The sequence below is a fragment of the Nocardia sp. IBHARD005 genome (assembly GCF_052814245.1).
The window spans coordinates 895754-922620 of the sequence record NZ_CP199935.1 but is presented as its reverse complement, the minus strand read 5'-3'; the positions used below and the strand labels follow the sequence as shown (position 1 = coordinate 922620).

Below are 26867 nucleotides of genomic sequence, written 5' to 3'. Positions count from 1 at the left end.
TGATCAATTTTCGGACCAGCATGCAGATCACATTCTCGGGAAAGACACAGGATTATGAGGTGCCGGCAATACCGCGGTAACCGGGAATTCGAAATAGATTCCGGGAACAGCCGCGCAAAGACCGGGGGCGATGCCGCCGCAGGATGGCCTCCGATCCGCACCATCGATCGAATTGTGTTCGATACCAACCACTTTGCGTTCGTGAGCGCTGCTCACGAGTGTGGTAGCTTCGCGAGGTTCGTCGGATCTACGCAGGAGGCTCGGCCGTTGTCTTCCCACCGTGCACGCCGCCGGGGGTCGGTCTACCTGCTCGCCGTACTGCTCGGGATCGGCGCGCTCGCCACGCCTGCGCGCGCTTCGGCCGATCCCTACGTCGACCGGCTCGCCGACGCGGCGGCCACCCCGACGCTGGGGTGGGAGGGTTGCGCGGACGGATTCGAGTGCGCGCTGGCTCAGGTGCCGCTGGACTACAACAGCCCGCAGGCCGCGCAGATCGAGCTGGCGGTCATCAAATTGCCCGCATCCGATCCCGCACGGCGTATCGGAACGTTGTTCGTCAATTTCGGTGGGCCCGGCCCGTCCGGCGTGGACCGGCTCCGCGAGCGGGCCCGCTGGCCGTGGCTGTTCTCCGGCGAACTGCGTGCCCGGTTCGACCTCGTCTCCTGGGATCCGCGCGCGGTCTCGCGCAGCGCGGGCACACAGTGCTTCGCCGGTGCCGCCGAGCAGGCGGCCTACCTCGGTTCCTTCCCCGGCACCCCCACCGATCCGCGCGACGAGCCCGCGTTCTTCGCCGCCTCCGCCGATATCGCCGCCCGCTGCGCCGGGAACGCGGGCCCGATCCTGCACCACGCGTCCACCGCGAACACCGCTCGCGACCTGGACCTCTTGCGCCGCGCGGTCGGCGATCAGACCCTGACCTACCACGGCATCTCCTACGGCACCCAGGTCGGCGCGGTCTACGCCAACATGTTCCCCGGCCGGGTCCGCGCGATGGCGTTCGACGGTTCCCTCGACTTCGAGGGCAATGTGAACGGCCACGGCACCGATGGCCTGAATCTGCCCCTCGACACCCGCCAGGGCGTAGCGGCTGGCATCGCCGAAACCTTCGACACGTTCCTGCGCGACTGCTCCGCCGCGGGTCCACGCTGTGCGTTCGCCACGGGCGACCCGAAACTCAAGTGGATCGCGCTGGCCGAACGAGCGCGCCTGGAGCCGATCACGGTGGACGGCACCCCGTGGACCTTCTCCCAGGTAGTGAGCGCCGCGGGCAGCCTCTCGCGCCCTGACACTTATCCTGACCTGGCGATTCTTCTCCAAAGCCTCTTCGACGCGGCAACGGTGCTCCCCGCCCGCGTCCCCGACGCCCTCTTCGCCGAGAACCACCCGGCCAACCGCGTCGAGGCCTTCTACACAATCCAATGCTCCGACAGCACCGTGCCCACGGATCCCGCCGTCTACAGCCGAGCGGCCGCCGCTGAAGACCTCCACTCCCGGTACTTCGGCCGAACCGCCGTCTTCAACGCCACCCCCTGCGCTTTCTGGCAGGCCGAGGACCGGGACCGCTATACCGGCCCGTGGAACCGCGAAACCGCCGCCCCGATCCTCGTCCTCAACAGCCGCTACGACCCGGCCACTCCGTTGAGCGGCGCCAAAGCCGGTGCGGCCCAGCTGAACCGGGCCCAGGTAGTCGTTATCGAAGGCGCGGGCCACAGCTCCATGTACGTCCAGAGCACCTGCGCCGAACACCTCAAACGCGACTACCTGTTCACCGCCCAACTCCCGCCCGCAGGCGTCAGCTGCGGAATCGACCGCTCTCCGTTCAGCTGAGCAGGCAGATCGTAGAGCGGCGGCTTCTCCACGCTGCCCGTGGCGAACAACAACTGCGCGATCGGCGAACAGATCAACTCCGTCTCCGACGACCCCGACCCACCCCCGGACCCGGAACCGGAGCTGGGGGCGGCGGATGCAACCGCGGGCGTCCCGAGGAGCGCGACGGAAAGTACAGCGACTGTGGCGAACTTCTTCATGCGCCAAGAGAACACATCGGCACCCGCGTCAGCAGTGAAACGCAAACATTTCACCCAACCTCGTGACAACACAGCACGGATTCCGCAGGCGGTTGTGCACCGGTTTCCCGCAGAGGATCCTGAGTAGGTCGGTAGTTGGAGGCTGTTCGATGACACCTCGTACGATCGCGCTCATCGGTGGGGTGACGGCATGTGCCGCCGCGTTGAGCGTCGCCGTGGTGTTGTCGGTCGACTGGTCGGAGGCCGCCCTCTACGACCCGGCCCGGATCCTGCTGCTCGGCCCGCGCGAGGCGTTCTCGGCGGCTCAGCATTCGCCGGTGTTCGGGCGGGTGGAGCTCGTCCTGTTCCTGCTGGCCGGGGCATCGTTCGTCGCGTCGGGGTTGTTCACCTGGACGAACCGGCCGCGCGACCTGGCCGGACCGCTGTTCGTGCTCGCCGGCCTGGTGTGGCTGGCCTGCGGTGTTCGCCGGTCGAGCGACCCGGTGCTGTTCACCGCGGGCGCGGTTCTCACGAATATCTATCTGCCGGTGATGATTCCGGTGCTGCTCGGTTTCCCGTCGGGACGCCTGAACCGCTCGTGGGAACGCTGGTGTGTGCGGGCGTGCTGGGCGCTGGCCGTGTTCGGGGTGTCGGCCGAGTGGATGTTCTTCGATCCGCGGCTGGTGCCCGCGCCGCACCGGTCGACCTCGGTGAATCTGTTGCTCATCCGGCACGATCCAGTCCTGGCCGATCGCATCCAGCTCACCGTCGGAGCGCTCGCGTTCCTCATCGGCGTTGTGCTCATCACGATCGTGATCACCCGCTGGCGGTCGGGGACCGCGGCCTACCGGTCAGGGTTCGCACCGGTTCTGGTCTTCGCGACGATCGCCGGGCTGATCATCCTGTGGATCTTGTCGACCGCGGTTCTGTCCCCGGGTTCACTGCACAGCTGGACGCTGGACCTGCGCTATATCCCGATTGTGCTGCTGCCCATGGCCATCGCGTACGGGCAGGTGCGCTATCGAATGGCGCGCGCGGCGGTCGGCGACGCGATGGTCGAGATCGGGGCAACCCCGATCAACTCGGGCTTCGTGGAGGCGCTGCGCCGCGCACTGCACGACCCCACTCTGGAGCTGTGGAGCTTCGATGCCGAACGCGGCGGCTACGTCGACGACAACGGGGCACTCCGGAAACTGCCGCAGGGCACCGGGCACCGGGTGGCGACGATCCTCGAGCTGGACGGCGCCGCGGCGGCCGCCCTTGTCTACGACAAACAGTTGCAAACCGAACCCGAGCTGCTGGCTGCCGTGCGCGGTGCGACCGAGCTCGCCCTCGGCCACGAACGCCTGCGCAACGATCTGGCCGCTCAGCTCGCCGAAGTGCGCCGCTCGCGCGAACGCATCGTGGCGGCGGGCGATGCCGAGCGCCGCCGAGTCGAACGCGATCTGCACGACGGCGCCCAACAACGCCTGGTCGCGGCGGCGCTCCTGCTGCGCAGGGCGCAGCGCACCGTGGACACCGAAACACGAGGCGATCTGGTGACGCTCGGCGCCGCCGAACTCGACACCGCGCTCAGCGAGCTCCGCGAGCTGGCACGGGGCGTGTTCCCGCCGATCCTCGCCGAACGTGGCCTGACGGCCGCGCTGACCTCGCTCGCCGAACGCGCCCCGATCGCCGTGCGGATCCACGGCGCGCTCGTCCCGAGGCCACCGGCCGGAGTGGAGCTGGCCGCGTACTTCATCGCCGCCGAGGCCGTCACCAACGCGGCAAAGCATTCCGGCGGTACGCATGTCGATATCCAGGCCGACATCGTCGACGGGGCCGTGCGGCTCGTGATCGCCGACGACGGCCGCGGCGGAGCCCACATCGGACCGGGCGGCGGACTCAGTGGCTTGGGCGATCGAGCCGCGGCGCTCGGTGGACGCCTACGGGTGGACAGCCCGCCCGGTGCGGGCACGGTGCTCACCACCACCCTTCCACTTCGCCCGGAGGACAGGTCATGACCGCCACCTGGTCGTCGTCGCTGATGGCGGACACGCAGCGGGTGTTCGATGAGCACTCGCGAAACGCGCGACCAGGGGGTGGCGCATGAGCGGGTCCGACCTGGAACCAGGGACAGTGTTCGCGGGCTACACCATCGAGCGGGTGCTCGGTGCGGGCGGCATGGGCTGCGTCTACGCGGCTCGGCACCCCACACTGCCACGCACCGTCGCGCTCAAGGTCCTGCATCCCGCGCTCACCGGAGACGACTACGTCCGTACGCGATTCGAATTCGAAGCCGACCACGCCGCCCGGCTGGAGCACCCCGCCATCGTGGCGGTCTACGACCGTGGCCGCGAGGGCGACCGCCTCTGGATCGCGATGCAGTTGGTGCCGGGGACCGATGCGGCGCGCCTGGTACGGGAGGGGCCGGTCGCGCCGGAGCGGGCGGTGCGCATTATCGAAACGGTCGCGGCGGGCCTGGACTACGCGCATCGGGCAGGTGTGTACCACCGCGATGTCAATCCGTCGAACATCCTGCTGGCCGCACCCCGTCAACCGGGCGAGCCCGAACGGGTGCTGCTGACGGATTTCGGCATCGCCAAAGCGCTCGACGACACCGTGCACCTCACCACGGCCGGGATGATGGTCGCCACCATCCGCTACGCGGCCCCTGAACAGATCGAAGGACGAACCATCGATCATCGGGCAGATCAATACTCGCTGGGCTGCACCCTGTTTCATCTGCTCACCGGCAGCCCGCCCTATCCAGGACCGAGTCAAGCGGCCATTCTCAACGGCCACCTCAACGCGCCGATTCCGCGGCCGAGTGCACTGGTGCCCACCCTGCCGAGGGCCTTCGACGCGGTCATCGCCCAGGCGATGGCCAAGCTTCCTGGCGACCGCTATCCGGACTGCGCCACGTTCGCGGCCGCCGCTCGAGCGGCACTCACTGCGGGAGCCGACGCCACCGCCGAACAGGAGACGATCCGCCACACCCAGGCGCCCGACGGGGCAACCGCATCCGGTTTGCGCGTGGTGCTCGCCGATGACTCAGCGCTGCTGCGCCAGGGAATCGCCCGACTGCTGGAGGACGAGGGAATGGAGGTGGCGGGGCAGGCGAGTGATGCCGCGGCACTGTTGAGCCTGGTCCGCGCGCACCGCCCCGATGTCGCGGTCGTCGACATCCGGATGCCACCGACCTGCACCACCGAGGGCATCGATGCCGCCGTGGCCATCCGCCGCGACTTTCCCGATACGGCGGTGCTGCTGCTATCGCAGTACATCGAAACCGAGAGCGTTCTCGACCTGCTCTCGGGCGGCGCGCGCAGCCTCGGCTACCTGCTCAAAGACCGGGTCTCCGATATCGACGAGTTCGTGACGGCCCTGCAGCGGGTCGCCGCGGGCGGCTCGGCGATCGATCCCGACCTGGTCGGCCGCTTGGTCTCGCGGCCCCACCACGGCGCCCTCCCGCTCGACGAGCTCTCCCCCCGGGAGCGAGAAGTGCTGCGGCTCATGGCCGAAGGGCGCTCCAACCGCGCGATCGGCGCCGCCCTGTTCCTCGGCGAGCGCACCATCGAAACCCACGTGCGCAGCATCTTCGTCAAACTCGGTCTACAGCCGGAGCCCGACGACCACCGCCGCGTCCTCGCGGTACTCACACACCTGCGGGTCGAGAACTGACTCAGCTGAACAGGCAGAGCAGATCGTACGAATACATCCCCGAGATCGCGCGCTACGAGACCATCTATCACGCCCCCGACACCTGGGAGACCTACGCGGCAGTGGCGGCCCTGCGCGACGAGGCGTGGGCGCAATGGCACCGGACTATCATCGAGCCATGAAGAACGCGCATCACCAGCGCCCCGACCTGCCTGAATTCATGACGTGGGAGGAACTCGAACAGCTACCCGCCGAAGTCGCCGGGCAGATCGAGTTGTGGGACGGACGCGTGGTCTGGACGCGGCGCGGGCCAGGAGAACATCAGGAAGCCAGCAACCTGCTGTGGAGTACTCTCCGCCGAGACGCCGAGCGCGCGATGGACAACGCGCACGGAGAGTGCTGGCGAGTTCGTACCGAGACGAACGTCTTCTTCGGCCAGCATGGCAAATCCGATTTCGTGACTCCGGATTTCATGATCCATCGATGCCTGGACAAGGCGTACGCCCACGTTCGCGCCGACGATGCGCTCCTGGTCGGCGAGGTTCTCTCCCCGTCGAACACTGCGGCCGAAATGGAAGCCAAAAGAGCCAGATACGCGGCTGCGGGCATTCCGTGGTACTGGGAAGTGACCCTACATCCGCGGCGCAGCGAGATCGCGTATGTGCAGGCATACGGCCTGGCATCCGGAACCGGGGTCTTGCCGGCGGGCGTATCACCGCTCCACAAAGCCAACTACCTCCTGGCCGGCACTTGGTCGCCCGCCGACTCCTCCGAAATCACCATCGACTTCCCGTTCCCGATCACCATCCCGTGGTCCGACTTGTCGCTCTGACCACCGTTGGCGAGCAGCGCCGAACGCACGAAGACACGGACTTCACCCCGGCGGCGCGGCCGGCGCGTCGATCCCCAACTCCGACGTGTCTGACCAGTGGGACTACCAGCAGGAGTGCCAGGGCAGTGGAGAGTACCGTTTCTGCTGGTAGACCGCTAGCCGCTGCGTGGATATACTATTCGAAAAATAGATATCAACCGGAGGTACAGATGGCACGGACAGTGGTCGATCTCGATGACGCCGCGCTAGCCGAGGCGGCTCGATACCTGGGAACATCGACCAAGAAGGACACAGTCAACGCCGCGTTGCGCGAGATCATCGATCGCCGCCGCCGCGCTGAGGCGATCGCCCGGATGAGGGCGCTGGTAGCCAATGGCGAGATCGATCTTCCCGAAGTCGAGCCAGCACGCCCAGGTCATGAGTCGGCGGCGTGACCGAACGGTTCCTCGCCGACACCAGCGCCCTGGTGCGATTCTTTCGAGGCCAGACCGGTGCGCAATGGGACCAGTTGGCCAGCTCCGGCCTGTTGGGGATCTGCGAACCTGTTCGCCAAGAATACCTGCGTGCCGCGGGTGGACGTCCCGCTTACTATGAGGCGGCCAGTCTGCTACACGAGATTTTTCCCTACTTCTCGATGCCCGATTCCTGCTGGGAGCATTCCGCTCAGCTGCAGGATCGCCTCGCAGAGAAGGGCTGGCATCAGTGCGCGAGCCCAGTCGATCTACTTGTCGCGGTAACCGCCAGTCACCACAAATTGACTGTGCTGCATGCAGATTCGGACTACGAGACCATCGCCCGTCTCACCGGACAGCCCGTTCAACGCATCGACTGACATCCACGAAAACGCCGACAGGGCACGGACTCTCAATCGAGAGTCCGTGCCCTGATTCGATATTCGCCTAGGCGGGTTGGCTCACTGAAGAGCGCAAGCTCACCAGGAGCTCTTGTGCACGCCCGGGAGCTCACCGCGGTGCGCCATTTCGCGGACGCAGATACGGCACAGGCCGAACTTGCGGTAGACCGCGTGCGGGCGACCGCAACGCTGGCAGCGGGTGTAGGCGCGGACGGCGAACTTAGGCTTGGCCTCCGCCTTGATGCGCAGTGCTTTCTTAGCCATGTGCTCAGTTCTCCTTGAACGGGAAGCCGAGGTGCTTCAGCAGCGCGCGGCCTTCTTCGTTGTTGGTCGCGGTGGTGACCACGGTGATGTCCATACCGCGCGGGCGGTCGATGGAATCCACGTCGATCTCGTGGAACATCGACTGCTCGCTGAGGCCGAACGTGTAGTTGCCGTTGCCGTCGAACTGCTTCGGCGACAGGCCGCGGAAGTCGCGGATACGGGGCAGCGCGATGGACACGAGACGGTCCAGGAACTCCCACATCCGGTCGCCACGAAGGGTGACCTTCGCGCCGATCGGCATGCCCTCACGCAGCTTGAACTGCGCGATCGACTTGGTGGCCTTACGGATTTCGGGCTTCTGGCCGGTGATCAGCTCGAGGTCCTTGACGGCACCGTTGATCAGCTTCGCGTCACGGGCGGCATCGCCGACACCCATGTTCACGACGACCTTGACGACGCCGGGGATCTGCATCACGTTGGCGTATTCGAACTCGCCGTTCAGCGCGTCCTTGATCTCGGCGCGGTAGCGCGCCTTCAGCCGGGGCTGAGTCTGCTCAGAGGTGGTCATGTCAGATGTCCTTCCCGTTTTTACGGGAGATCCGGACGCGCTTGCCGGACTCTTCGTCGGTGCGGTAGCCGACGCGAGTCGGGTTACCGTCGGAGTCGACGACCATCACGTTGGAAACCTGGATGGGGGCTTCCTGGGTGACGATGCCACCCGAGGACGCGCCACGCTGGTTCGCGGAGTCCGCGACGTGCTTCTTGATGCGGTTCACGCCTTCGACGAGAACCTTGCCGGTCGCCGGGAAGGCCTGAATGACCTTGCCCTTGGCGCCCTTGTCCTTGCCCGAAATGACGAGCACGGTGTCACCCTTGTGCACCTTCATAGTCAGAGCACCTCCGGGGCCAGCGAAACGATCTTCATGAAGCGCTTGTCACGCAGCTCACGGCCGACCGGGCCGAAGATGCGGGTGCCACGAGGGTCGTTGTCCGGCTTGATCAGCACGGCAGCGTTCTCGTCGAACTTGATGTAGGAACCGTCCGGACGACGACGCTCCTTGGTCGTGCGAACGACGACAGCCTTGACGACGTCGCCCTTCTTCACGTTGGCGCCGGGGATGGCGTCCTTCACGGTGGCGACGATGATGTCACCGATACCGGCATAGCGACGCGACGAGCCACCGAGCACGCGGATGCAAAGGATTTCCTTCGCCCCGGTGTTGTCGGCGACGCGCAGTCGCGACTCCTGCTGAATCACTTCAGCACCTCCTGGACCTGGATGTATACGTACGCCGGATTGCCGACCCGACGCACATGGTCAGTCACCCTCCGGACGCGCGCCTGCCAGCGGAAATACCTTCCACTGGGGGTTCACTGCCGGATTGCGAGCGCAGAGCTCCCGCAGGCAACCGTTCTAGTGTAGGCGAACCCTCGGGGCGAACCGAATCGGGGTCGACCCGCGTCGCAACCCCGCCGAAGACAGCGTCGCGCCGGTAGCCTGTGCGAGCTGGATCGCAACAAGCATCGGGGTGCGGGCATCGCATCGGGGAAGGAACACTCTGTGACATCGTCCGGTCGTCCGTCGTTGGATCGTCGCGCATTCCTGATCGCCATGGGCCTCGTCCCGGTGGCCGCAGCGCTGGCCTCGTGTTCCTCCGACGCTCCCGAAGTGCGGCTTACCGGCGTCGACCTGGGCGGCGGCGACCCCACCATCCGCCCGCAGGACGACCTGTACCGCCATGTCAACGGCACCTGGCTGCGCGATTACCAGCTCCCGCCCGACAAGGCCTCGGTCGGCGCGATCACCGACGCCAACGACCGGACCCTGGACCAGCTGCGCGCGATCATCGAGGGCATCTCCGATCCCCAGCACGGCTCGGAGGCGCAGCAGATCAAGGATCTCTACGACGCGCGCCTCGACCTCGATGGGATCGAACGCCTCGGTATCACGCCGCTGACCGGCCTGTTCGCCGCGATCGACAAGGCGGCGGGCAAGCCCGAGCTGGCGAAGGTGATGGCCGAGGCGCCGATCGCCGGGCTGGTCGGGATGGGTATCAGCATCGACCGCAAGAACTCCAAGGCCTATATCCCCAGCGTCGGCCAGTCCGGGCTCATCCTGAGCGAGCAGTACTACCGCAAGCCCGAGTTCGCCGCCCAGCTCGTGGCCTATCAGACCTACCTCGAGCAGCTGGCGGCCGGCCTGGGCCTGTCCGATCCGGCCGGGGTGGCGCAGCGGATGCTCGATCTGGAGAAGCGGATCGCCGCCGCGCACTGGGACAGCGTGCGCCTGCGCAATACCGACGCCACCTACAACCTGATGAGCTGGCAGGAACTCACCGCGCTCGGCCCGCAGTTCGACTGGGATCCGTGGCTGGCCGGGATGACCGACCGGCCCAAGTCGCTGTTCGACAAGATGGTGGTCGGTCAGCCCTCGTTCGTCTCCGCGGCCGCGCAGCTGTGGGCCGAGGTCGATATCGCCCAGTGGCGCGACTACCTCAAGATGCACGTGGCCGATTCCTATGCCCGCTTCCTTCCCAAGGCCATCGCCGACGCGCGCTTCGAGTTCTTCGGCCGGGTGATGAGCGGGCTGGAGGAGAAGCCGGAAATGTGGCGCTCCGCGGTGGGTGTGGTCGACAGCAATCTCGGCGAACCGCTCGGAAAACTGTACGTGGACAAGCACTTCCCGCCCGCGGCCAAGGAGCGCGCGCTGGAGATGGTCGCCGACCTCACCGCCGCCTACCGCGACAACTTCACCAATTCGACCTGGATGACCCAGCCGACCCGCGAGGCCTCGATCGCCAAGCTGGACAAGATCGCCACCCAGATCGGCTACCCGGACAAGTGGGTCGACTACTCGCCGGTGCAGATCACGCGCGGCAAACTGATCGAATCCCTGTTGGCCATCAACGCTTTCGAGTCCAAGCGCGCGTTCGCCCGTCTCGGCACCGAGGTGGACAAGATGGAGTGGAGCATGTCGCCGCAGACGGTGAATGCCTACTACAGCCCGACCACCAACCAGATCGTGTTCCCGGCCGCCTACCTGCAGCCCCCGTTCTTCGACAAGGACGCCCAGGCCGCGGTCAACTACGGCGCGGTGGGTTCCACGATCGGCCACGAGATCGGGCACGGCTTCGACGACCAGGGCTCCAAGTACGACGGCGACGGCAACCGTCGTGACTGGTGGACGCCAGAGGATCTCGCGGCGTTCGGCGCCAAGACCCAGCAGATCATCGCCCAGTACGACGTGCTCGTGCCCGAGGGCGCGCCCGAGGGCCAGCACGTGAACGGCGCGCTGACCGTCGGCGAGAACCTGGCCGACCTGCGCGGCCTGCAGATCGCGCTGGCCGCTTATGAGAAGGTGGCCCAGCGGTCCGGCGAGCAGCCCGACTTCCGGAGCATGTTCTTCTCGTGGGCGCGGCAGTGGCGCGACAAGCAGACCGAGGAGGCGACCCTGCAGGGTTTGCAGGACACCCACTCCCCCAACGAGTTCCGCTGCAACCAGGTGGTCCGCAATATCGCCGAGTTCTACACCACCTTCGAAGTGAAGGAAGGCGACAAGCTGTTCATGCCACAGGACCAGCGCGTCACGCTCTAGGGGCGACCGCTTCCCTCCGGCAAGCGACGTAGGTTAGCCTAGGCTGACTTATGCTGGAACTTGCTCTACGGAGGGTGCACCCATGACGACTGTTCGGACTTCGCGCGGCTGGCGGCGCGCGGCGGTTGCCGCGCTCGCCGGTGCCCTCGCCTTCGGCGTCCTCGCCTGCGGTTCCACCGAGGACGAGGCCGCCTCGGGCGAAGCGGTGACCATCACCCACGCCCGCGGCGAGACCACCGTGCCCGGTACGCCGAAGAAGATCGTCGCCTTGGGCAACCAGTGGCTCGACAGCTCGCTGGCGCTCGGCGTGGTGCCCGTCGGCTACATCGACAACGTCTCCGCGGTGTCCAAGAGCACCCCGCCGTGGACGCCGGAGTCCCTGAAGTCGGCCACCGCTCTCAACACCACCGGCAATATCGCCGAGCAGGTCGCGGCGCTCGAGCCGGACCTGATCCTGGCCGACCCGTTCATCGCCGACCAGAAGACCTACGACGACCTGTCCAAGGTCGCCCCGACCCTGCCCGCGCTGACCAAGGACGCCGTCACCCCGTGGCAGGACCAGGTCACCGCGCTGGGCAAGGTGCTGCACAAGGAGTCCGACGCGAGCGCGGCGATCAAGAAGGTCGACGACAAGATCGCCGCCATCGTCACCGCCAACCCGGGCCTGAAGGGCAAGACCTTCGCCAGCACCTGGCTCGCGAGCCCCGCGCAGCTGATGGTGCTGACCGACCCCAACGACGGTTCGGCCAAGGTGTTCACCGCACTCGGCATGGGCATCCCGGCCAACCTCACCGCGCTGCCCGCCAATCAGGGCCGCCTGGCGCTGTCGCCGGAGAAGGTCGACGAGCTCACCGCCGATCTGCTGCTGGCCGGTTACTCCCCCGGCCTCGACGAGAAGTACCGGCAGCTGCCGGGTTACGCCGATCTGCCGTCGGTACGCAAGGGTTCGGTCGTGTTCCTGACCACGCAGGAGATCAGCGCGATCAACCAGCCGAGCGCGCTGTCGGTGCCGTACATGCTGGACAAGCTCGAGCCCGCCTTCGCCGCCGCCGCGAAATAGGTTCTGCCCAGACCGGTTCTACCCCGAGGATTTCACCGTGCTCGCCTCCGCTTACCCCGCCCAGACCCGCTTCGCCCTGCGCGCGGGCGTCACCTGCCTGACGACTCCCGCCGGCGCGGTGCTGCTGAACCCGCCGCGCAACGAGAAGCTGACCGGTCTGGGCGCGGGGGCGCTGCGGGCGCTGAAAACCCTGAACCAGGGCCCGGCGACCGCGGCGGAGATGGCGACCGCGGCGGCGGGCGACGACATCACCGCCCTGATGCGCAAGCTCACCGACGGCGGCTGGCTGTCGGTGACAGTCCGCGACGGCGGCCGCGATCTCTACAGCATCCGGCCCTTCGCCGACCCCGCCCCGCGCCCCGCGGTGGCCTTGCCCACCTGGTCGGCGACCCTGTCGAAATTCGCTGTCCTGCACCGCGACAACCAGGGTTTTGTGCTCGAACACCCCCAGTCGTGGTGCGACCTGCGCATCCACGACCCCCGCCTGCTCGCCCTGCTCGACGGCCCGCTCGCCGCCGATTCCCCGGTCCCCGCCGCCGTGAAAACCCAGTTCATGGCCGACCTGCAGTGGTGCGGTTTCCTGGTCGACGGCGACGAGGAGGAGCGCGAGTTCACCACCCGCTCCTGGAACACCCCCGACCTGTGGTTCCACCGCCGCAGCACCCTCGGCGCCCGCACGGTGACCTGGGACGACTTCGGCCCCACCCGCTGGGCCGACGGCCAATTCCCCGAATTGCCGTTGCGCCGTGCGTCGTTCGACGGCGAACCGGTCGCCTTGGCGAAGCCGGACCTGGTGTCGCTGCGGGTATCGGATCCGAGCCTGGCCGCCGCCATCGAAGACCGCGTCTCCACCCGTGCCTTCGACGACGCCGCCCCCATCACCTCAGTTCAATTGGGCGAGTTGCTGTTCCGCACCGCCCGCACCCGAGACGACGGCTCCCGCCCCTACCCCTCCGGCGGCGGCGCCTACGAACTCGAGATCTACCCCGTGGTGCGCACTGTCGCAGGCCTGGAAAACGGCATGTACCACTACGATTCGACCGACCACGCCCTGCGCCCGGTCGCCCCCACCGACGCCCCCGCCGTCCAGAAGCTCCTCAAATCCACCTCGGCGACCTTGGCGGGCGGCGCACAACCCCAAGTCCTGCTGCTGGTTTCGGCCCGCGCGGGCCGCGTCATGTGGAGCTACGAACAGGTCGCCTACGCCAACATTCTCAAACACGTCGGCGTCCTCATGCAGACGGTCTACCTGGCCGCCACCGCCATGAACCTCGGCGTCGTCGCCCAGGGCTTCAGCGACACAACCGCTTTCGCCGCCGCTACCGGCCTCGACGAACTCGAAGAGTGCAACGTCGGCAGCATCATCGTCGGCTCACCGACCCGCTGATCCGGTCATCGCATCGGGTATCGATGATCCGGGTTGCCCGACACCACACCCCGATCGGCCGCGCCCCGACCGACCGAACCGCCGGAGTCGTGGCCTCGCGGGCGACCGTTTTCGAGGATGGTCGGCCGGGGCGCCCGTGAGTAACCTGTCGGGGTGAGTGGCGGCGATGAGATCGTGGTGGCGGGGCAGACGTGCTGGCGGATCGAACAGGCGAATCGGGTACGCCCGATCGTCGACGCGGCTGACTATTTCCGGACCGCCAAGGCGGCGATGCTGGGTGCGCGGCATCAGATCATGTTGATCGGGTGGGATTTCGACAGCCGAATCGAACTCGAGCGCGGCGTGCCCACGGTGCCGGGGCCGAACCGGCTCGGTGACTTTCTGGCCTGGCTGGTGCAGCGGACACCCGGACTCGACGTGTATCTGCTCAAATGGAATATCGGCATGCTCTACGGGCTGCAACGCGGGATGGTGCCGATCAGCATCACCAACTGGTTAACCGGACAGCGACTGCATCTGATGGCGGATTCGCGGCATCCGGTGGGCTCCGCGCAGCACGAGAAGATCGTGGTGATCGACGATGCGTTCGCGTTCTGCGGTGGCATCGACATGACGGCGCAGCGGTGGGATACGCGTGAACATCCCGCCCACGATGCGCGGCGTCGTGACCCCGGAGAGCGTGAGCACGGACCATGGCACGATGTGACCACCGCCGTGGAGGGGCCGGTGGCGCGTGCGTTAGGTGAACTCGCACGGGAACGGTGGGTGAGCGCGGGTGGTTCGCCCGTGGAACCGGTGCAAGGGGAGGTCGGGGAGATCTGGCCGGCCTTCCTGGTGCCGACCTTCACCGATGTGCGGGTCGCCATCGCGCGCAGCAGGCCGGAATACGGGGATTGCGCGGAAGTCAGGGAAATCGAAGCCTGCTATCTGCGGCTGATTCGGTGCGCGCGTTCGCTGATCTACATCGAAACCCAATACCTGGCGTCGCGGGTGATCGTGGAGGCGATCATCGAGCGACTCGCCGACCCCGGCTGCCCGGAGATCGTGCTCGTCTTGCCCCGCAATGCCGGCGGGTGGCTCGAGCAGAAAGCGATGGACGGTGCGCGGCAGCGGCTACTGCGGCTGCTCTGGCATGCCGATGCGCACCAACGTTTCCGCGTCTACTACCCGGTGGCCGCGGACGGTAGCCCGATCTATGTGCACGCCAAGGTATTCGTGATGGACAACCGGGTATTGCGGATCGGGTCGTCGAACCTGAACAACCGGTCGATGGGGTTCGACTCGGAATGCGATCTGGTGATCGACGGGGAATTGCAGGACCACGACGTGGCGCCGGAGATCCGGGAGTTGCGTACGGATCTGGTTGCCGAGCATTTGGGCTGTCGGGCCGAGGATATCGGGGACGGGTCGTTGATCGAGGTCATCGAGCGGTTGCGCGGCGAGACGGGCCGGACTTTGATGCCGTTCGATCGCGAGGAGATCGCCGAGGAGGAGAGCATCTTCGCCGACAGTGAATTTCTGGACCCGGAAGGCCGGGCCGAAGCTGGGCCGACATGGGCGAAAAGGTTGCGGCGTAAGGCGAAGGGACGTCTGGCGGGCGATGCCGACCGCTGAGGGGGTCGAATACTTCGAGGGTCTCATGGACGACGACTGGTCGGCGCCGACGCGGGCTTCCAACGATGCGTTGCGCGCGCAGATCGATTCGATGCTGGACACCTTCAACGCCGAGAAGTCGGCCCTGCTCGACGCCCATCAGAGTGAACTTCGTCGATGTTGCTCGTGGTGCCGCTACTCGGAAACGTTGATTTCAGCGGATTGGAAGCGGGACAATTATTCACCGACCGCAATTGAATACACTCAAGGCGACCAAAAGTATGGTACCAGCGTGCACCGCAGCGAGTTGTTCAGCGGTCAGGTTCCACTCTTCTTTTCCTGGTCGAACACTTGGCGGTGTAAGGAAAGCGATCGAAGCGCCGCATTCATCCGAACGCTCCCCGAACGCAACGACGGTAGTTTCCCGCTTCATCCCAGATAGTTCTGGCCTGACTTCCCGCGGCTCGAGCGTAATCGTCGGCACGGACACAAGCGCGAGCATGTCCGGCCTCGGCGCGGCGCCGATGAAGTACGCACTCGCGCGAGTCGCGTGGCTATCAGGCAGAGTCTGTACTGACGTACGCGAAAAACCTTGAATGATCGCAGCATCGGCAATACGGCGAGCCTCACCCGGCTTATCCCGCCGTATCTCGTGGAAACCGACGACCAACACCGCGCTCACAACGACAATCGCCCCCACAATTCCGACTACCCACCGAACACGAAAGCGCATAGCGCGCCCGACCATCATCGATACGCTCCCGTACCACCCCCACGGATGCTCACGGGGTTGATGGTATTCGGCAGGAGGGACGCGACCAAGGCATCGGGACTGTGGGACAGGCGTCACAGGACTGACGACGTGGGCGATGCTGACCCTCTTTCGGGCCGGGCCAGTCGAACATGCCGTCGAGCGTACGGGCGCAGCAAGATGTTCATGCGTTTCCTGGGTGAAGTCTGCCCGGACGACGGGCTACCTGTGTCGTGTCCTGGGCCTGGCCGCTCCTGTCGGTCGTTATCGGAGAGCCCGACCGAGGGACAGACAACCCTGACACCCAGCCTCCTGCGAGAACCTTCGTCGTACGCCTCGCACGTACGCACCTGGTCGGTTCGGGAGTGCACACCTTCGACCGGGTCCAACATCGCCACACGCCGAAACAGGCGTGGGGCCACTCGTGTTGGCCGAGGACGCAAATCGGGGTTCGGTGCGGGGAAGCGGGCAGGGATGGTTACGACACCGGCACCCTTGGGTGCTCCTCATGGTCCAACGCAGTGCGGGCGAAGCCCGGTCCTCAACCGCACTTGTCAGCACAGTCCGGTACACATCAAGCAGGAGGAATCGATGACGAACTCTGATGAACCGAACACCCACAACGCTCCGGCTCCGGTCGGGGTCGGCGATTTCATCGTCTACAACACCGAGGACGGACGCGCCGAAGTGCAGCTACGCACCGTCGACGGGACGGTCTGGCTCACCCAGCGTCAGATGGCCGATCTATTCGCCCGAGATGTGCGAACGATCAATGAGCACATCAAGACGATCTACGACGACGGCGAATGTGTGATCGGGGCAACTATCCGGAAGTTCCGGACTGTTCGGGTCGAAGGTGATCGAGAGGTGACCCGGGAGATCGATCACTACAACCTCGATATGATCCTCGCGGTCGGCTATCGCGTGCGATCACCGCGGGGCGTGCAGTTCCGTCGCTGGGCGACCACCGTTCTCCGTGAGTACCTGATCAAGGGCTTTGCGATGAATGACGCACGCCTCGAGGACCCTCAGGGCCTCGACTACTTCGACGAACTGCTCGAACGTATCCGCGACATCCGCGCGTCCGAGAAGCGTTTCTACGTCAAGGTCCGTGATGTTTTCGCGGCGTCGAGCGTCGACTACAACCCGAAGTCCAAGGTCGCACAGACGTTCTTCGCCACCATCCAGAACAAGCTGCTGTACGCGGTGTGCGGGTGCACCGCGGTTCCTCGACTTCAACGAACGCAACGTGCTGCGCAACGCGGGCAGCGTTTCGGCAGACGAAGCAGTCTGCATCTCGACCGAGAGGTACGAGAAGTTCGACGATGCTCGCCGCCAGATCGAGGAGCACGCAATCGGCCTCGCCGAACTGGAGGCGATCCAGTCCGAGATCCAGCGACGAAACCGCTCATCGGACTGATCAGTGGGGTCGAATACTTCGACGCCGTGAAGATTGAAGATCCCCATCCCGCGGGAGATGTACGTCACATCACGCAACCTCCGGCGCCTCCCGCGCGTCCAATCTATCGACGTGCATTCTGACAGATCGAGGGTCTCATGAACGACGACTGGTCGGCGCCGACGCGGGCTTCCAACGATGCGTTGCGCGCGCAGATCGACTCGATGCTCGACACCTTCAACGCCGAGAAGTCGGCCCTACTGGACGCGCAAGCCCAGGCCACGGAGCTGGTGAGTGTGTGGTCCGAGGACGGAATGGTTCGCGCGTCCGGGACGATCGCGGGCGTATCGGAGGTTCACATCGCGGCCGACGCGTTCAAACGAGCAACCCCGGAGTCGCTGGGCCGTTCGGTCACCGAGGCCATCACCGAGCTGTCGCGTCAGACCTCGCAAACCCAAGAACAAGCGTTGGGCCCGCTGACAGCATCGATGCCGGATCTGTCCGATCTGGTCCCCGGCGCTCCGAGCATGAAAGACCTGATCGCCGGGCTCACTCCCCCACCGCCGCCGCTGCCCGAACCGGTGGTGGAGGCGCCCGAGCGCCTCGTCGATGACAGCGACGACGACGAGGGCGACTACTTCCGCAACCGAAGCTACCTGCGATGAGTTCGGTCAACGTCGACCCCGAAGCCCTGCGCAATACTCAGCCGGGGTTCGCCGCGGTGGCGTCCACGATCACGACCGCGGCCCAGGCTCTCGCTGCGGTGATCGCGGCGGAGGGTGAGTGTTGGGGTGGTGACGAGATCGGTGCCGCGTTTGCCAAGAACTACACCCCCGGTGTCGATCCCGGTCAGAAGGCGGTGACCGGATTGGCGACCACGATGACCCAGTTGGGGGAGAACATGGTCACCGTCGCCAACACCTTCCAAACCCAGGACACCAACCAGGCCGGTGCTCTCGGTCAGGCAGCGAGTTCGCTGTAAATGGGCATCAACATCCCCGACGAACTCCAATGGGTCGCGAAATACATTCTCGGAGCTGGCGATTGGCCCGACGGTGACGAAACCGCCATGCGTCGAGTGGCCGACGGATGGTCTGCGATGGCCAACACCCTCAACACCGTCGACGACGACGCCGCCAAAGTCTTGAACGTGGTGTTGGCGGCGATCTCCGAGGGCGAAACCCACACCGCGATCAACGCTTTCCGCGACAAACTGTTGTCCGGCGACCAGGCCGCCTTCGCCGCGGTCCGAAAATGGTGTGCGACGCAGGCAGAGTTACTCGACGACGGTGCCAACGACATCGAGCACACCAAGCTCGTGATCATCGGCACGATGATCGTGACCGCGATCGAGATCCTCGCGACCGCGTGGACCGGTGTCGGATTGATCGCCTCGGCCGGCGCGCGGATCGCCGGGCAGATCGCGGTCCGGATCGCGGTGCGTCAATTGATCGCCCGCATGCTCACCCGTGGTGCGGCCAAAGCCGCAGCCCGACTCGCGTTGCGCGGCGCTTTCTGGGAGGCCCTCGAAGAAGGCGGTGTCGATCTCGCCGCCCGGATGATCCAGGTCTCCAACGGTGATCGCACCCTGGACAAGTTCGGGTTGACCGATCTGGGGTTGGCGACTCTCGGTGGCGCGGTCGGTGGCGCGGTCGGTGGCGTATTGGGTGGTGGTACCGGCGCTCTCGGTGACGCGGCATCCTCGGCAGTGGGTCGCGCGGCGAGCAAAGTCGTGGGTGGCGCTGTCACCGAACTGGGTGCCGATGTCTCTGCTCAGGTCGCGGCCGCAGGTGTCGGTGCGGCGTTTTTGGGCCGAGAATTCCAACTCGATATCGGCGTGGATACGTTCACCAGTGCCGGTGCGGGTGGTGTGCACAGCGCGATCGATTCCAGCGTTCATGGTGCAAGTGCCACGGCCCCAACAGTTCCCGAGCTGGGTAGTGCCGCTCCTGGTACGACCGCACCCGCGGGGACCGACGCACCATCAGATGGCGGAAGCCAGTCGCCGGCCGGAACCGACACCGCAAGCCCAACCGACGGCGCGGCCCCCACCACTCCAGCAGGAACCGACAGCGGCAATCCAACGAACGGCGCGCCCACTACCCCAGCCGGAACCGACAGCGGCTCCCCGACCGCACCGGCATCCACAGGCGAGCAAGGCACAGTGGGCAACGAGGCGCCTTCACCCCAGAACGGCAACCCGCCACCCCACCTGGGGACCCTACCGCGACTCCGAACAACAACGGCGCGAACGGAACTCCGCACACGGGCGACCCCGCACCATCGAATACTGACGGCGACAGGGCCTCCGACTCCGCAGCGCCTCCGACCACGAATAGCCCGGCAGCCCCGGAGAACTCGCCTGGCTACACCGAGCCATCCGACCCCAACAGCAACAGCCCTACCGAAACTCCGTCGATCGGCGACACGACCCAGCCGAACCCGAACACCAACGCGCCCACCGAAACCCCTGACCAGAGCAATGCCACACCATCGAGCGTCACTGACTCATCAACACCGACCAACAGCAACCCTCAGTCGACGAACCCAACCACTGAAACGCCCACCCTCAGCGACACATCCTCACCGAATCCCCCGAGCCCCACCGGATCATCACTGGACCTCCCTTCCCAGGATCTCCCAACCCCGTCGAACACTCCCGCCGAGAGCACCCCGCCGAATTCACCACCAACACAGCAGAATCCGACTCCGCCGACGGCCGAGAACGGCACCACCCCGACAGCGCCCGCCAACCCGCAAACACCGGAGTCAACCGCACAGCAACCCCCAACCTCGACTCCCGCCGCGCCCACCAATTCAACCCCGCAACCGGCAACCCCAACGAACATCCCCACCCACACGTCTTCCGACACCACCGGCCCGACCACTTCGGAAACCTCAACAGCCACGGCGACAACCGCGACGGCTCCCCCAACTCAAACCGCAAACCCGACGCCCACAACAACTCCCAACCCCTCTGCCCCACCCAGCACGCCGCCGATGTCCGCACCCACGCCGTCGGTCAACCCGGCCCCGACCTCAACGCCGTCATCGCCAAGGCCTACCGCAACACCCCCGGCAACTACCGGGGCCCTACCGGCGAAAACGCCGTCGAACACCCCCGGCAGAACACCCAACCCCGCCCCTGCCGCTGCCCCGGACACACAACAGCCGTCTTCCCTGACCCATCAGCAGGCTTCGACGACAACCGACATCACCCCTGAAGTTGCGCCCACGGCAAGACCGTTGACTCCGAGCAGCCATCAGATGACCGATGCCAACCGATCCCGCAAGGCGCGAGACAAACTGCGGGCACAATATCCAGACGGCGGCGTCCACCCCGTCACCGACAATCAAGGTCGCCGCCGTTTCACCTGGGGCAGATATACTTCGGCGTTCAACGCGCCCGTGTCTGTACTTCGCATCAGCTTCCGCATCAGCGGTATTTCCCATTTCGATCCGGCGGTGGTCGATGCGTTTATCCAGAGAGCCCAGTTCGCCCTCGATCTACATTTCAATAACAGCGGACAGCTATCGTTCGGCGACCGGATGATGGCCGATCTAGTTCCGGCCACGGGCTCGGAGTTGCCAGATATGACCATCGACCTCGATCCCAACAATCCCGATGGCGTTAGCCCGATTGCCGACCTGGACATGCTTGTAGAATTGTTGCGACAACAGGTTGGACTAACGGGAAATGGTGAAAGTGGGCTTACATCGCATGATCTCGAAAACCTCGGTGGAACGCATCCTCTAGACCCCCAGAGTACGGCAACTACTACGATTCCGATCACCCCATCACTGTCTCCAGAACTTCAACAAATATTCGATATCGGCCTGGATACGCCTGCTGGACGGGCATACTATGCACCGTCGGACACTCGGCTACGCAATTCGGCGCTATCGCTATCGCCAACGCCTGGGCGGTACACGCTAGACCTCCACGGCAGCCCTCAATCAGCATCCGTGGACGGGACCTCGCTCAGCGCAGCCGATCTGGCCGCACTGGTTCGCGCCGACCCCAATTGGAACGGAGAGCCGATCCACCTGTTCTCCTGCAACACGGGGCAAGAGTCAGACGGCTTCGCTCAACAACTTGCCACTGAGTTGGGGGTCGATGTTTACGCTCCGACCGAGTTGGCCTGGGGGTATCCAGATGGGTCCAGCGTCGTATCGTCAGGTTATACCGACTCCAACAACCAGACCTGGCCGAGAATCCCGCCCGACGGAACGTGGCAACTGTTCAATCCCTAGATCACCCAATATCGAGGAGACCCATGAAACTCGCACGACTGTTCGACGGATCCGATTCAGATGGACATCCAGAGTTCGAACGCCGTAAGAAAATCACTGACCACTCAGAACGAGAAAAGATTGCCACATTCCTGGATGGTGGACTTCTGGTAATCAGAACAACCGGCCTATCCGCGGACCAATTGAGCTCGAACGCTAAACAGATAGTGCCCATGTCTTACGCCTCCGATGGGACCTGGGTATGGCACTGCGGAGCCAGCTACTACCTCAGGAAATACGGAATAGGACCGCATCCCGAACTACTTCGACATATTGAAAGTTGCGAGTATGTCGCCAATATTCCAAGCAAGGAAGAGCTGATGTCTGCGATGACTTTGCTCCAGCAGGAAATGAATTCGCAGCGCGAGCCGTAAAGCGGAACTCCTGATCCCTGATCCTCACTGCCTGGTTCGGAGCGAAGACCTTTGGCTGTCATGCGAGCTCCGCTGCATGATAATGCGGCGAAGGCAAAGGCCAGCCATAATCCTGGATCACTGATCCACGACTTACGAAAGAGGAGGAGGGTTGGCGATCTACCCGGTCTTTCGACTCGAGCCCGAAACCGAGTACGAAGTGACGTATTAAATCCTGCGGATTATTTGGTGACGTGCGCAGACAGGAAGGAAGCCAGTATGGCCGTACTGGTAGCTGGGATGGCTATGCCCGTCACCGCGCCGATCGGACGTGGATGAAGTTCGGTAGCCGTCAGCCCTAAGAACTGTATCGACTAGTACGTTCAGTATATTGGCGTGCAAGCGCAGGTATGAGATGGAGTTTGAGTGAAACCAGGTTGGCGGGGGATAGTTACGGTCATCTTCTATTGGGTCCAATTCGAACCAAAACTAAGCGATGACATCGTCGCCAGAATTGCTAACGCACTCATCGTGGAGCCGATCGGAACACTGACAGCCGAAGAAGAGTACACGGCCATCCACGCCGGGCTCAGGATCCATTCGCCATTGCCGACTGTAGTGGAAATGAAGCAGAGCCCCCGCGAGCTGTACAAATTTCTAATCCGTGTTGTCGATCATATGGACGCACTACGACCTTGGGCCGATCCAGAGTATGTACCGCTTCCGAGCGATTGGGTTTCGGCCTTCGAAGGAGCGAAACCGATCGCGCGCATCGCGCTGATGGCACACGAGCTTGCAGGTCGCCTTGGCCGCGGATTCGATCAGTACAGCGGCGGTGTACCATTCCTCCTGCTACGCATGCGGTCAGGTGCCGTCATCGGCTTCTTCTCGCCATATTGGGAAGGCAGCTATGACGTCATGCTTGCCAGCGGAAGCCCGGACCGCGACCCAATGGATATTCTCCGCGAGTTGACCGGCACCGGACGACTCGGGTGGGAGAATATTTTCCTGCTCGGCGACGACGATCCGCGGTCTTCACCACTTTCGACTCGTTACGAGACGACAACGATACAGTCCACATTCCGAGGCGAGCATCTTGCAGGAAATTCCGTTTGGGATGGCAAACAGGTCGAATATCTCGGTGACGAAAGGCGCAGGCGCTTTCGGTTGTTCGGCTACGACGGATTACTACACGATGAAAAGCAGAACTTGTTCGACACCACGTCAGCACAAACCTTGTGGACTCCACAGGGAGGCCGAGCCATCTTTGCCATGGACCATAATGGCAGCCTATATTCCGCACCTTTCCATATCCTCGGAAAATTCCATCATTCGAGCTTCCTGGCGGGAGCACCTGTCGCGGGAGCCGGGGAAATCGCGGCACACCAGGGGAAAGTCCTGATGGTCAGCGACCACAGCACCCACTACCGACCTGCCCGAAAATTCACCCGGCAGGTGCTGGACAGTCTGCGTCGCCAGGGTGCAGAAATCAACGACCACCAAGTTGAGTATCACTCCGCAGTTTGATCGACGCGAACAGACTGACAACAAAGAATCCGAACAGGCTGAATGATGAACCTTCTCCCCCACTTTTCCGAGGACCCTCGCGAAGAGATCGAGGGCTGGCCAGAGGTCGGCTTGGCCGAACGAGTAGGACATCTGGATGGCGAACTCCGCCAACGAGGGAGATGACGGGTGGTGGGATGTCTCTACTACGAGCGCGGGCGCCCGAACCACCAAACTCGGCCGCGCCAAAACCCGCCTCGCCGCCCTCCGGCTACACGGAGGGCGTCTGCTCTACACCGACATCCTGAATCGGTCCAACTCCTGAGGACCGTGACGCCGAAAGAAGGCCACCATGGCGATTTACCTGGTCGTCCGCCTCGCCTATGAGACCGAGGACGAGGTCACGTATCAGTTCGGGGGTGCGGACCATCGGTTCGACCGGGCGGTGACGATCCGAAAGGCGGACTATTCGGTGACGGTGGTGGATGGCAGGCAGGACGCGATGGCGGTGGGAGCAGCGGGCCTGGCGATGCGGCGCCACCGTATCGACGGGGTCTGGGCCAAGAGTGAGATCCGCCAGTCCTAGCCTCGACTGGTCCGGGAGGTCAGCCCACGTTCCAGAGAGCCGCGACCGGCACGGCGCGAAACTTGGGACCGAATGGGAGTGTTTCGTTGCCGGTGTAGAGGACATAGCCGGCGATAAGGTCCTCACCCAATCGGTCGGCGACGTGGCGCAGGCCCCGGAAGTCCTCGCCGCGCACGGTGGCGGCGGCTTTTACTTCGATGGCGATCACTTCGCGGCGGTTGTTCTCGAGAATGATGTCTACCTCTACGTTGTCTCGTGTTCGGTAGTGGAACATTCGTGCCTGCTGATCGCACCAGGTGAGCTGGCGGGCAAGTTCGGACATGACGAACCCTTCGAGCAGGTTGCCGAGCGGGCTGCGCTCCCCGCGCAGCGATCGGGTGTCCGCGCCGCACAGGTTGGTGGCGATGCCGGAATCAACCATGATCACTTTGGATGTCGACGTCGCACGGGTCGTGAGATTGCGCGACCAAGCTGGGATTCGTTTGATCAGGAACACTTCTTCGAGCAACCGTAGATATCGGGTGATCGTGTCGCGGGTGAGGCCGAGCTCGTTGCCCAAAGTGCCGGGCACCAGCAGCTGGCCGGACCGAGCGGCAACCAAACTGGTCAAGGTATGCATCTGCGATGTCCGTTCGATCTCTGACAGCTGCATCACATCGCGATTGATCAGGTCGGCGACGTAGGACTGGAAGAACTGCGACCGCCGCTTGCCGGTTCGGGCGACTGCCTCGGGAAATCCACCCCGGGAGATTCGTTCCAGGTAGCTGTCGCGATCGTCGACTCCGCCGTAACGCAGGTTCGGCCCTTGCTCGAATGCCGCATCGATGAATCCATCTGGCGCACCATCTATTTCGCCCTGGGACAGCGGCCAGAGTTCGATCGTTTCCATGCGGCCGGGCAATGCGTCGGGTACCGCGCGTAGCGCCATCACGTGGGCTGATCCGGTCAGAAGGAATCGTCCAGGCCGACCGTCCGCGTCGACTGTTTCTTTGATGGCCAGCAGCAGCTCAGGCACACGCTGAACCTCATCGATCACCATCGGGGATGACTCGGCGACGAATTGGGTCGGGTCGAAGCTCGCGGCCTCGCGAGTCCGTGACCGGTCCAGGCTGTGCCAGGTTGCCCCGACTTCGCGGCCGATCTGGGACACCAGCGTGCTCTTCCCGCATTGACGGGCGCCGTTGACCAGAACAACCCTCGTATCTGTCATCGCCGCACGGATTGCGGACTCGGCGTGCCGAGGGAGGATCCGACCGATTGGCGAAGAGGAGAAAGTCGAGGTCACAGGCTCATCCTGCCACAACTGTGCGTGTTTCGCCGCTGCCCACATACGTGTTTCGCCGCTATCGGCGTGCGTGTTTCGCCGCAACATACGTTCGTGTTCTGCCGCAAGGTTCCGTGTGCTCGCGGCACGATGGACAGGGTCCGGCATACCGTTTCCGGGGCGGGGATTCGGGCGTACGGTCGGGTGCATGGCATGCAAGATCACCGAACTTTTGACATCCTCCCGGCCCTGAAGGGCCGGGATTCCTACCAGCGCCCCGCGGGCGCTCTCGGTGGGTTCCTGTTTCACCGGGACGTGCCTTCCGCTACGCGACCGGACTTACAGCCCCTCCGCAGGCGATTAACCTCTCGACCTGTCCGGCCGCGAGGATGTTGTGTGCCGCGTTCAAGTCGCGGTCGTGGCTGGTGCCACACGTGCATGTCCATTCCCGGACGTGCAACGGCTTCTTCTCGCCGATCGCACCGCACACCGAGCACATGCGGGTGGACGGAAAGAACCGGTCCACGCGGGCGAAGGTGCGCCCGTACCGGTTCGCTTTCTCCTCGAGCATGCGAGTGAACATGCCCCAGCTCGCGTCGTGAACCGACTTCGCCAACCGGGTCCGAGCGAGACCTTTCACGCATAAATTTTCGACATACACCGCTTGGTTGTCGCGGATGATCTGTGTCGAGTGCTTGTGCGCCCAGTCCCGGCGTGTGTCGGCCACGTTCGCGTGCGCCTTGGCGACCTTGATCCGAGCCTTGGCCCGGTTCGCGGAGCCTTTCTGTTTGCGCGACAACGCTTGTTGCGCCTTGCGGAGTTTACGTTCGGCTTGTCGCAGGAACTTCGGCGAGGCGATCGTCTTGCCGTCCGACAGGACCGCGAACGTGGTCAGTCCCAAGTCGATACCGACTTCGGAATCGACCTGCGGCAGCGACTCGGTGATGGTCTCCACCACAAACGACGCGAAGTACCGGCCCGCCGCGTCCTTGATGATCGTGACCGACGACGGGTCCGACGGCAGTTCCCGTGACCAGCGGACATCGAGTTCGCCGATCTTCGCGACATACAGTCGCCGGTTCGGGCGCACCGTGAACCCGTTGCGGGTGAACCGGATCGCTTGGCGGTTGTCCTTACGGGAGCGGAACCGTGGCGGCGCTACCCGCGCACCCTTGCGTTTGCCGGTGACCGAGGCGAAGAAGTTGCGGTACGCGGTGTGCAGGTCCCCCAACGCTTGCACGAGAGCGACGCTGGAAACCTCGGCGAGCCACGCCCGTTCGGGGGTTCGCTTCGCCTCGGTGATCACCCGGGTTTGCAACGCCGAGTCCTTGATGTACGGCAACCCTGCCTCGCGGGCCTGCTGCCGCATGCGCAACCCGTCGTTGTACACCACCCGCGCACACCCGAACGCCTGCGCCAGCGAGGCCTGCTGGCCGGGCGCCGGGTAAACGCGGAAGTTGTACCGGAGTTGCACGAGATCGAG

The 26867-nt window shown here is 64.7% G+C and carries 27 protein-coding genes and 1 pseudogene; 20 read left to right on the top strand and 8 right to left on the bottom strand.

Going from position 1 to position 26867, the window contains the following annotated elements; translation table 11 throughout:
- Window positions 1–267 precede the first annotated feature (267 nt).
- The 6 genes from ACTWPB_RS04155 to ACTWPB_RS04130 all read left to right on the top strand — a co-directional run bounded on the left by ACTWPB_RS04155 (window position 268) and on the right by ACTWPB_RS04130 (window position 7312).
- On the top strand, window positions 268–1827 hold the full coding sequence (locus ACTWPB_RS04155; protein ID WP_446224393.1) for an alpha/beta hydrolase: 1560 nt from the start codon (window positions 268–270) through the stop codon (window positions 1825–1827).
- Window positions 1828–2176: 349 nt separating this feature from the next.
- Window positions 2177–4009: a sensor histidine kinase gene (locus tag ACTWPB_RS04150; protein WP_446224392.1), complete on the top strand. Its 1833-nt coding sequence runs from the start codon at window positions 2177–2179 to the stop codon at window positions 4007–4009.
- Between the two features lie 85 nt (window positions 4010–4094).
- A complete protein-coding gene (locus ACTWPB_RS04145; RefSeq protein WP_446224391.1) occupies window positions 4095–5669 on the top strand; it encodes a protein kinase domain-containing protein in 1575 nt (524 codons plus the stop codon).
- Between the two features lie 157 nt (window positions 5670–5826).
- Entirely contained in the window at window positions 5827–6480 is a 654-nt protein-coding gene (locus tag ACTWPB_RS04140) for a Uma2 family endonuclease (protein WP_446224390.1), read from the top strand.
- A 209-nt stretch (window positions 6481–6689) separates the two neighbouring features.
- Window positions 6690–6914, top strand: coding sequence for a type II toxin-antitoxin system VapB family antitoxin (locus tag ACTWPB_RS04135; RefSeq protein WP_446224389.1), 225 nt, complete (start codon window positions 6690–6692; stop codon window positions 6912–6914).
- On the top strand, window positions 6911–7312 hold the full coding sequence (locus tag ACTWPB_RS04130) for a PIN domain-containing protein (protein ID WP_446224388.1): 402 nt from the start codon (window positions 6911–6913) through the stop codon (window positions 7310–7312). The genes ACTWPB_RS04135 and ACTWPB_RS04130 overlap by 4 nt, the downstream gene beginning before the upstream one ends.
- 99 nt (window positions 7313–7411) lie before the next feature.
- On the opposite strand, the gene ACTWPB_RS04125 is transcribed toward ACTWPB_RS04130, so the two are convergent.
- From ACTWPB_RS04125 to rplN, 4 genes are read right to left on the bottom strand one after another with little or no spacing between them, the layout of a single operon-like run.
- The gene (locus tag ACTWPB_RS04125; RefSeq protein ID WP_056818387.1) at window positions 7412–7597 is read right to left on the bottom strand and encodes a type Z 30S ribosomal protein S14; all 186 of its coding nucleotides are present in this window, start codon (window positions 7595–7597) and stop codon (window positions 7412–7414) included.
- A gap of 4 nt (window positions 7598–7601) precedes the next feature.
- A complete protein-coding gene (gene rplE, locus ACTWPB_RS04120) occupies window positions 7602–8165 on the bottom strand; it encodes a 50S ribosomal protein L5 (protein WP_056818389.1) in 564 nt (187 codons plus the stop codon).
- A 1-nt stretch (window position 8166) separates the two neighbouring features.
- On the bottom strand, window positions 8167–8484 hold the full coding sequence (gene rplX, locus ACTWPB_RS04115; protein WP_056818391.1) for a 50S ribosomal protein L24: 318 nt from the start codon (window positions 8482–8484) through the stop codon (window positions 8167–8169).
- A gap of 2 nt (window positions 8485–8486) precedes the next feature.
- A complete protein-coding gene (gene rplN, locus ACTWPB_RS04110) occupies window positions 8487–8855 on the bottom strand; it encodes a 50S ribosomal protein L14 (protein WP_056818394.1) in 369 nt (122 codons plus the stop codon).
- A 303-nt stretch (window positions 8856–9158) separates the two neighbouring features.
- On the opposite strand from rplN, the gene ACTWPB_RS04105 reads away from it, so the two are divergent.
- The 9 genes and pseudogenes from ACTWPB_RS04105 to ACTWPB_RS04065 all read left to right on the top strand — a co-directional run.
- On the top strand, window positions 9159–11192 hold the full coding sequence (locus ACTWPB_RS04105; protein ID WP_446224387.1) for a M13 family metallopeptidase: 2034 nt from the start codon (window positions 9159–9161) through the stop codon (window positions 11190–11192).
- Window positions 11193–11274: 82 nt separating this feature from the next.
- A complete protein-coding gene (locus tag ACTWPB_RS04100; protein ID WP_446224386.1) occupies window positions 11275–12252 on the top strand; it encodes an ABC transporter substrate-binding protein in 978 nt (325 codons plus the stop codon).
- A 37-nt stretch (window positions 12253–12289) separates the two neighbouring features.
- Complete coding sequence (locus ACTWPB_RS04095; RefSeq protein WP_446224385.1) at window positions 12290–13639, top strand: SagB family peptide dehydrogenase; 1350 nt, start codon at window positions 12290–12292, stop codon at window positions 13637–13639.
- Between the two features lie 153 nt (window positions 13640–13792).
- The gene (locus tag ACTWPB_RS04090) at window positions 13793–15253 is read left to right on the top strand and encodes a phospholipase D-like domain-containing protein (protein ID WP_446224384.1); all 1461 of its coding nucleotides are present in this window, start codon (window positions 13793–13795) and stop codon (window positions 15251–15253) included.
- A 25-nt stretch (window positions 15254–15278) separates the two neighbouring features.
- The gene (locus tag ACTWPB_RS04085) at window positions 15279–15674 is read left to right on the top strand and encodes a hypothetical protein (RefSeq protein WP_446224383.1); all 396 of its coding nucleotides are present in this window, start codon (window positions 15279–15281) and stop codon (window positions 15672–15674) included.
- A gap of 783 nt (window positions 15675–16457) precedes the next feature.
- Window positions 16458–17525: a RhuM family protein gene (gene rhuM, locus ACTWPB_RS04080; protein WP_446224382.1), complete on the top strand. Its 1068-nt coding sequence runs from the start codon at window positions 16458–16460 to the stop codon at window positions 17523–17525.
- A gap of 15 nt (window positions 17526–17540) precedes the next feature.
- The gene (locus ACTWPB_RS04075; protein WP_446224381.1) at window positions 17541–18047 is read left to right on the top strand and encodes a YbaB/EbfC family nucleoid-associated protein; all 507 of its coding nucleotides are present in this window, start codon (window positions 17541–17543) and stop codon (window positions 18045–18047) included.
- A complete protein-coding gene (locus ACTWPB_RS04070) occupies window positions 18044–18364 on the top strand; it encodes a type VII secretion target (RefSeq protein ID WP_446224380.1) in 321 nt (106 codons plus the stop codon). The genes ACTWPB_RS04075 and ACTWPB_RS04070 overlap by 4 nt, the downstream gene beginning before the upstream one ends.
- Window positions 18365–18757 (top strand): annotated as a pseudogene (locus ACTWPB_RS04065) (WXG100-like domain-containing protein); the annotation flags it as partial.
- Here the strand turns inward: ACTWPB_RS04065 and ACTWPB_RS04060 are convergent.
- Together ACTWPB_RS04060 and ACTWPB_RS04055 are read right to left on the bottom strand one after the other, a co-directional pair.
- Window positions 18659–19282, bottom strand: a complete 624-nt coding sequence (locus ACTWPB_RS04060) for a hypothetical protein (protein WP_446224379.1) — start codon at window positions 19280–19282, stop codon at window positions 18659–18661. The pseudogene ACTWPB_RS04065 and the gene ACTWPB_RS04060 overlap by 99 nt on opposite strands.
- 634 nt (window positions 19283–19916) lie before the next feature.
- Window positions 19917–20291 (bottom strand): hypothetical protein, encoded by a 375-nt coding sequence (locus ACTWPB_RS04055; protein ID WP_446224378.1) that lies wholly within the window; start codon window positions 20289–20291, stop codon window positions 19917–19919.
- 358 nt (window positions 20292–20649) lie between these two features.
- Between ACTWPB_RS04055 and ACTWPB_RS04050 the strand changes: the two genes are divergently transcribed.
- The 5 genes from ACTWPB_RS04050 to ACTWPB_RS04030 all read left to right on the top strand — a co-directional run bounded on the left by ACTWPB_RS04050 (window position 20650) and on the right by ACTWPB_RS04030 (window position 24120).
- Window positions 20650–21636 (top strand): hypothetical protein, encoded by a 987-nt coding sequence (locus tag ACTWPB_RS04050; RefSeq protein WP_446224377.1) that lies wholly within the window; start codon window positions 20650–20652, stop codon window positions 21634–21636.
- Window positions 21637–21659: 23 nt separating this feature from the next.
- Window positions 21660–22049, top strand: coding sequence for a hypothetical protein (locus ACTWPB_RS04045; protein WP_446224376.1), 390 nt, complete (start codon window positions 21660–21662; stop codon window positions 22047–22049).
- Between the two features lie 405 nt (window positions 22050–22454).
- On the top strand, window positions 22455–23555 hold the full coding sequence (locus ACTWPB_RS04040) for a hypothetical protein (protein WP_446224375.1): 1101 nt from the start codon (window positions 22455–22457) through the stop codon (window positions 23553–23555).
- A 136-nt stretch (window positions 23556–23691) separates the two neighbouring features.
- A complete protein-coding gene (locus ACTWPB_RS04035; RefSeq protein WP_446224374.1) occupies window positions 23692–23859 on the top strand; it encodes a hypothetical protein in 168 nt (55 codons plus the stop codon).
- Window positions 23860–23886: 27 nt separating this feature from the next.
- Window positions 23887–24120 carry a hypothetical protein gene (locus ACTWPB_RS04030; RefSeq protein WP_446224373.1) on the top strand — a complete coding sequence of 78 codons (234 nt, stop codon included), beginning with the start codon at window positions 23887–23889 and terminating at the stop codon, window positions 24118–24120.
- A gap of 19 nt (window positions 24121–24139) precedes the next feature.
- Here the strand turns inward: ACTWPB_RS04030 and ACTWPB_RS04025 are convergent, their stop codons facing one another.
- On the bottom strand, window positions 24140–25405 hold the full coding sequence (locus tag ACTWPB_RS04025; protein ID WP_446224372.1) for an ATP-binding protein: 1266 nt from the start codon (window positions 25403–25405) through the stop codon (window positions 24140–24142).
- A gap of 304 nt (window positions 25406–25709) precedes the next feature.
- Window positions 25710–26858 (bottom strand): RNA-guided endonuclease InsQ/TnpB family protein, encoded by a 1149-nt coding sequence (locus ACTWPB_RS04020; protein WP_446224371.1) that lies wholly within the window; start codon window positions 26856–26858, stop codon window positions 25710–25712.
- Window positions 26859–26867: the final 9 nt, after the last annotated feature.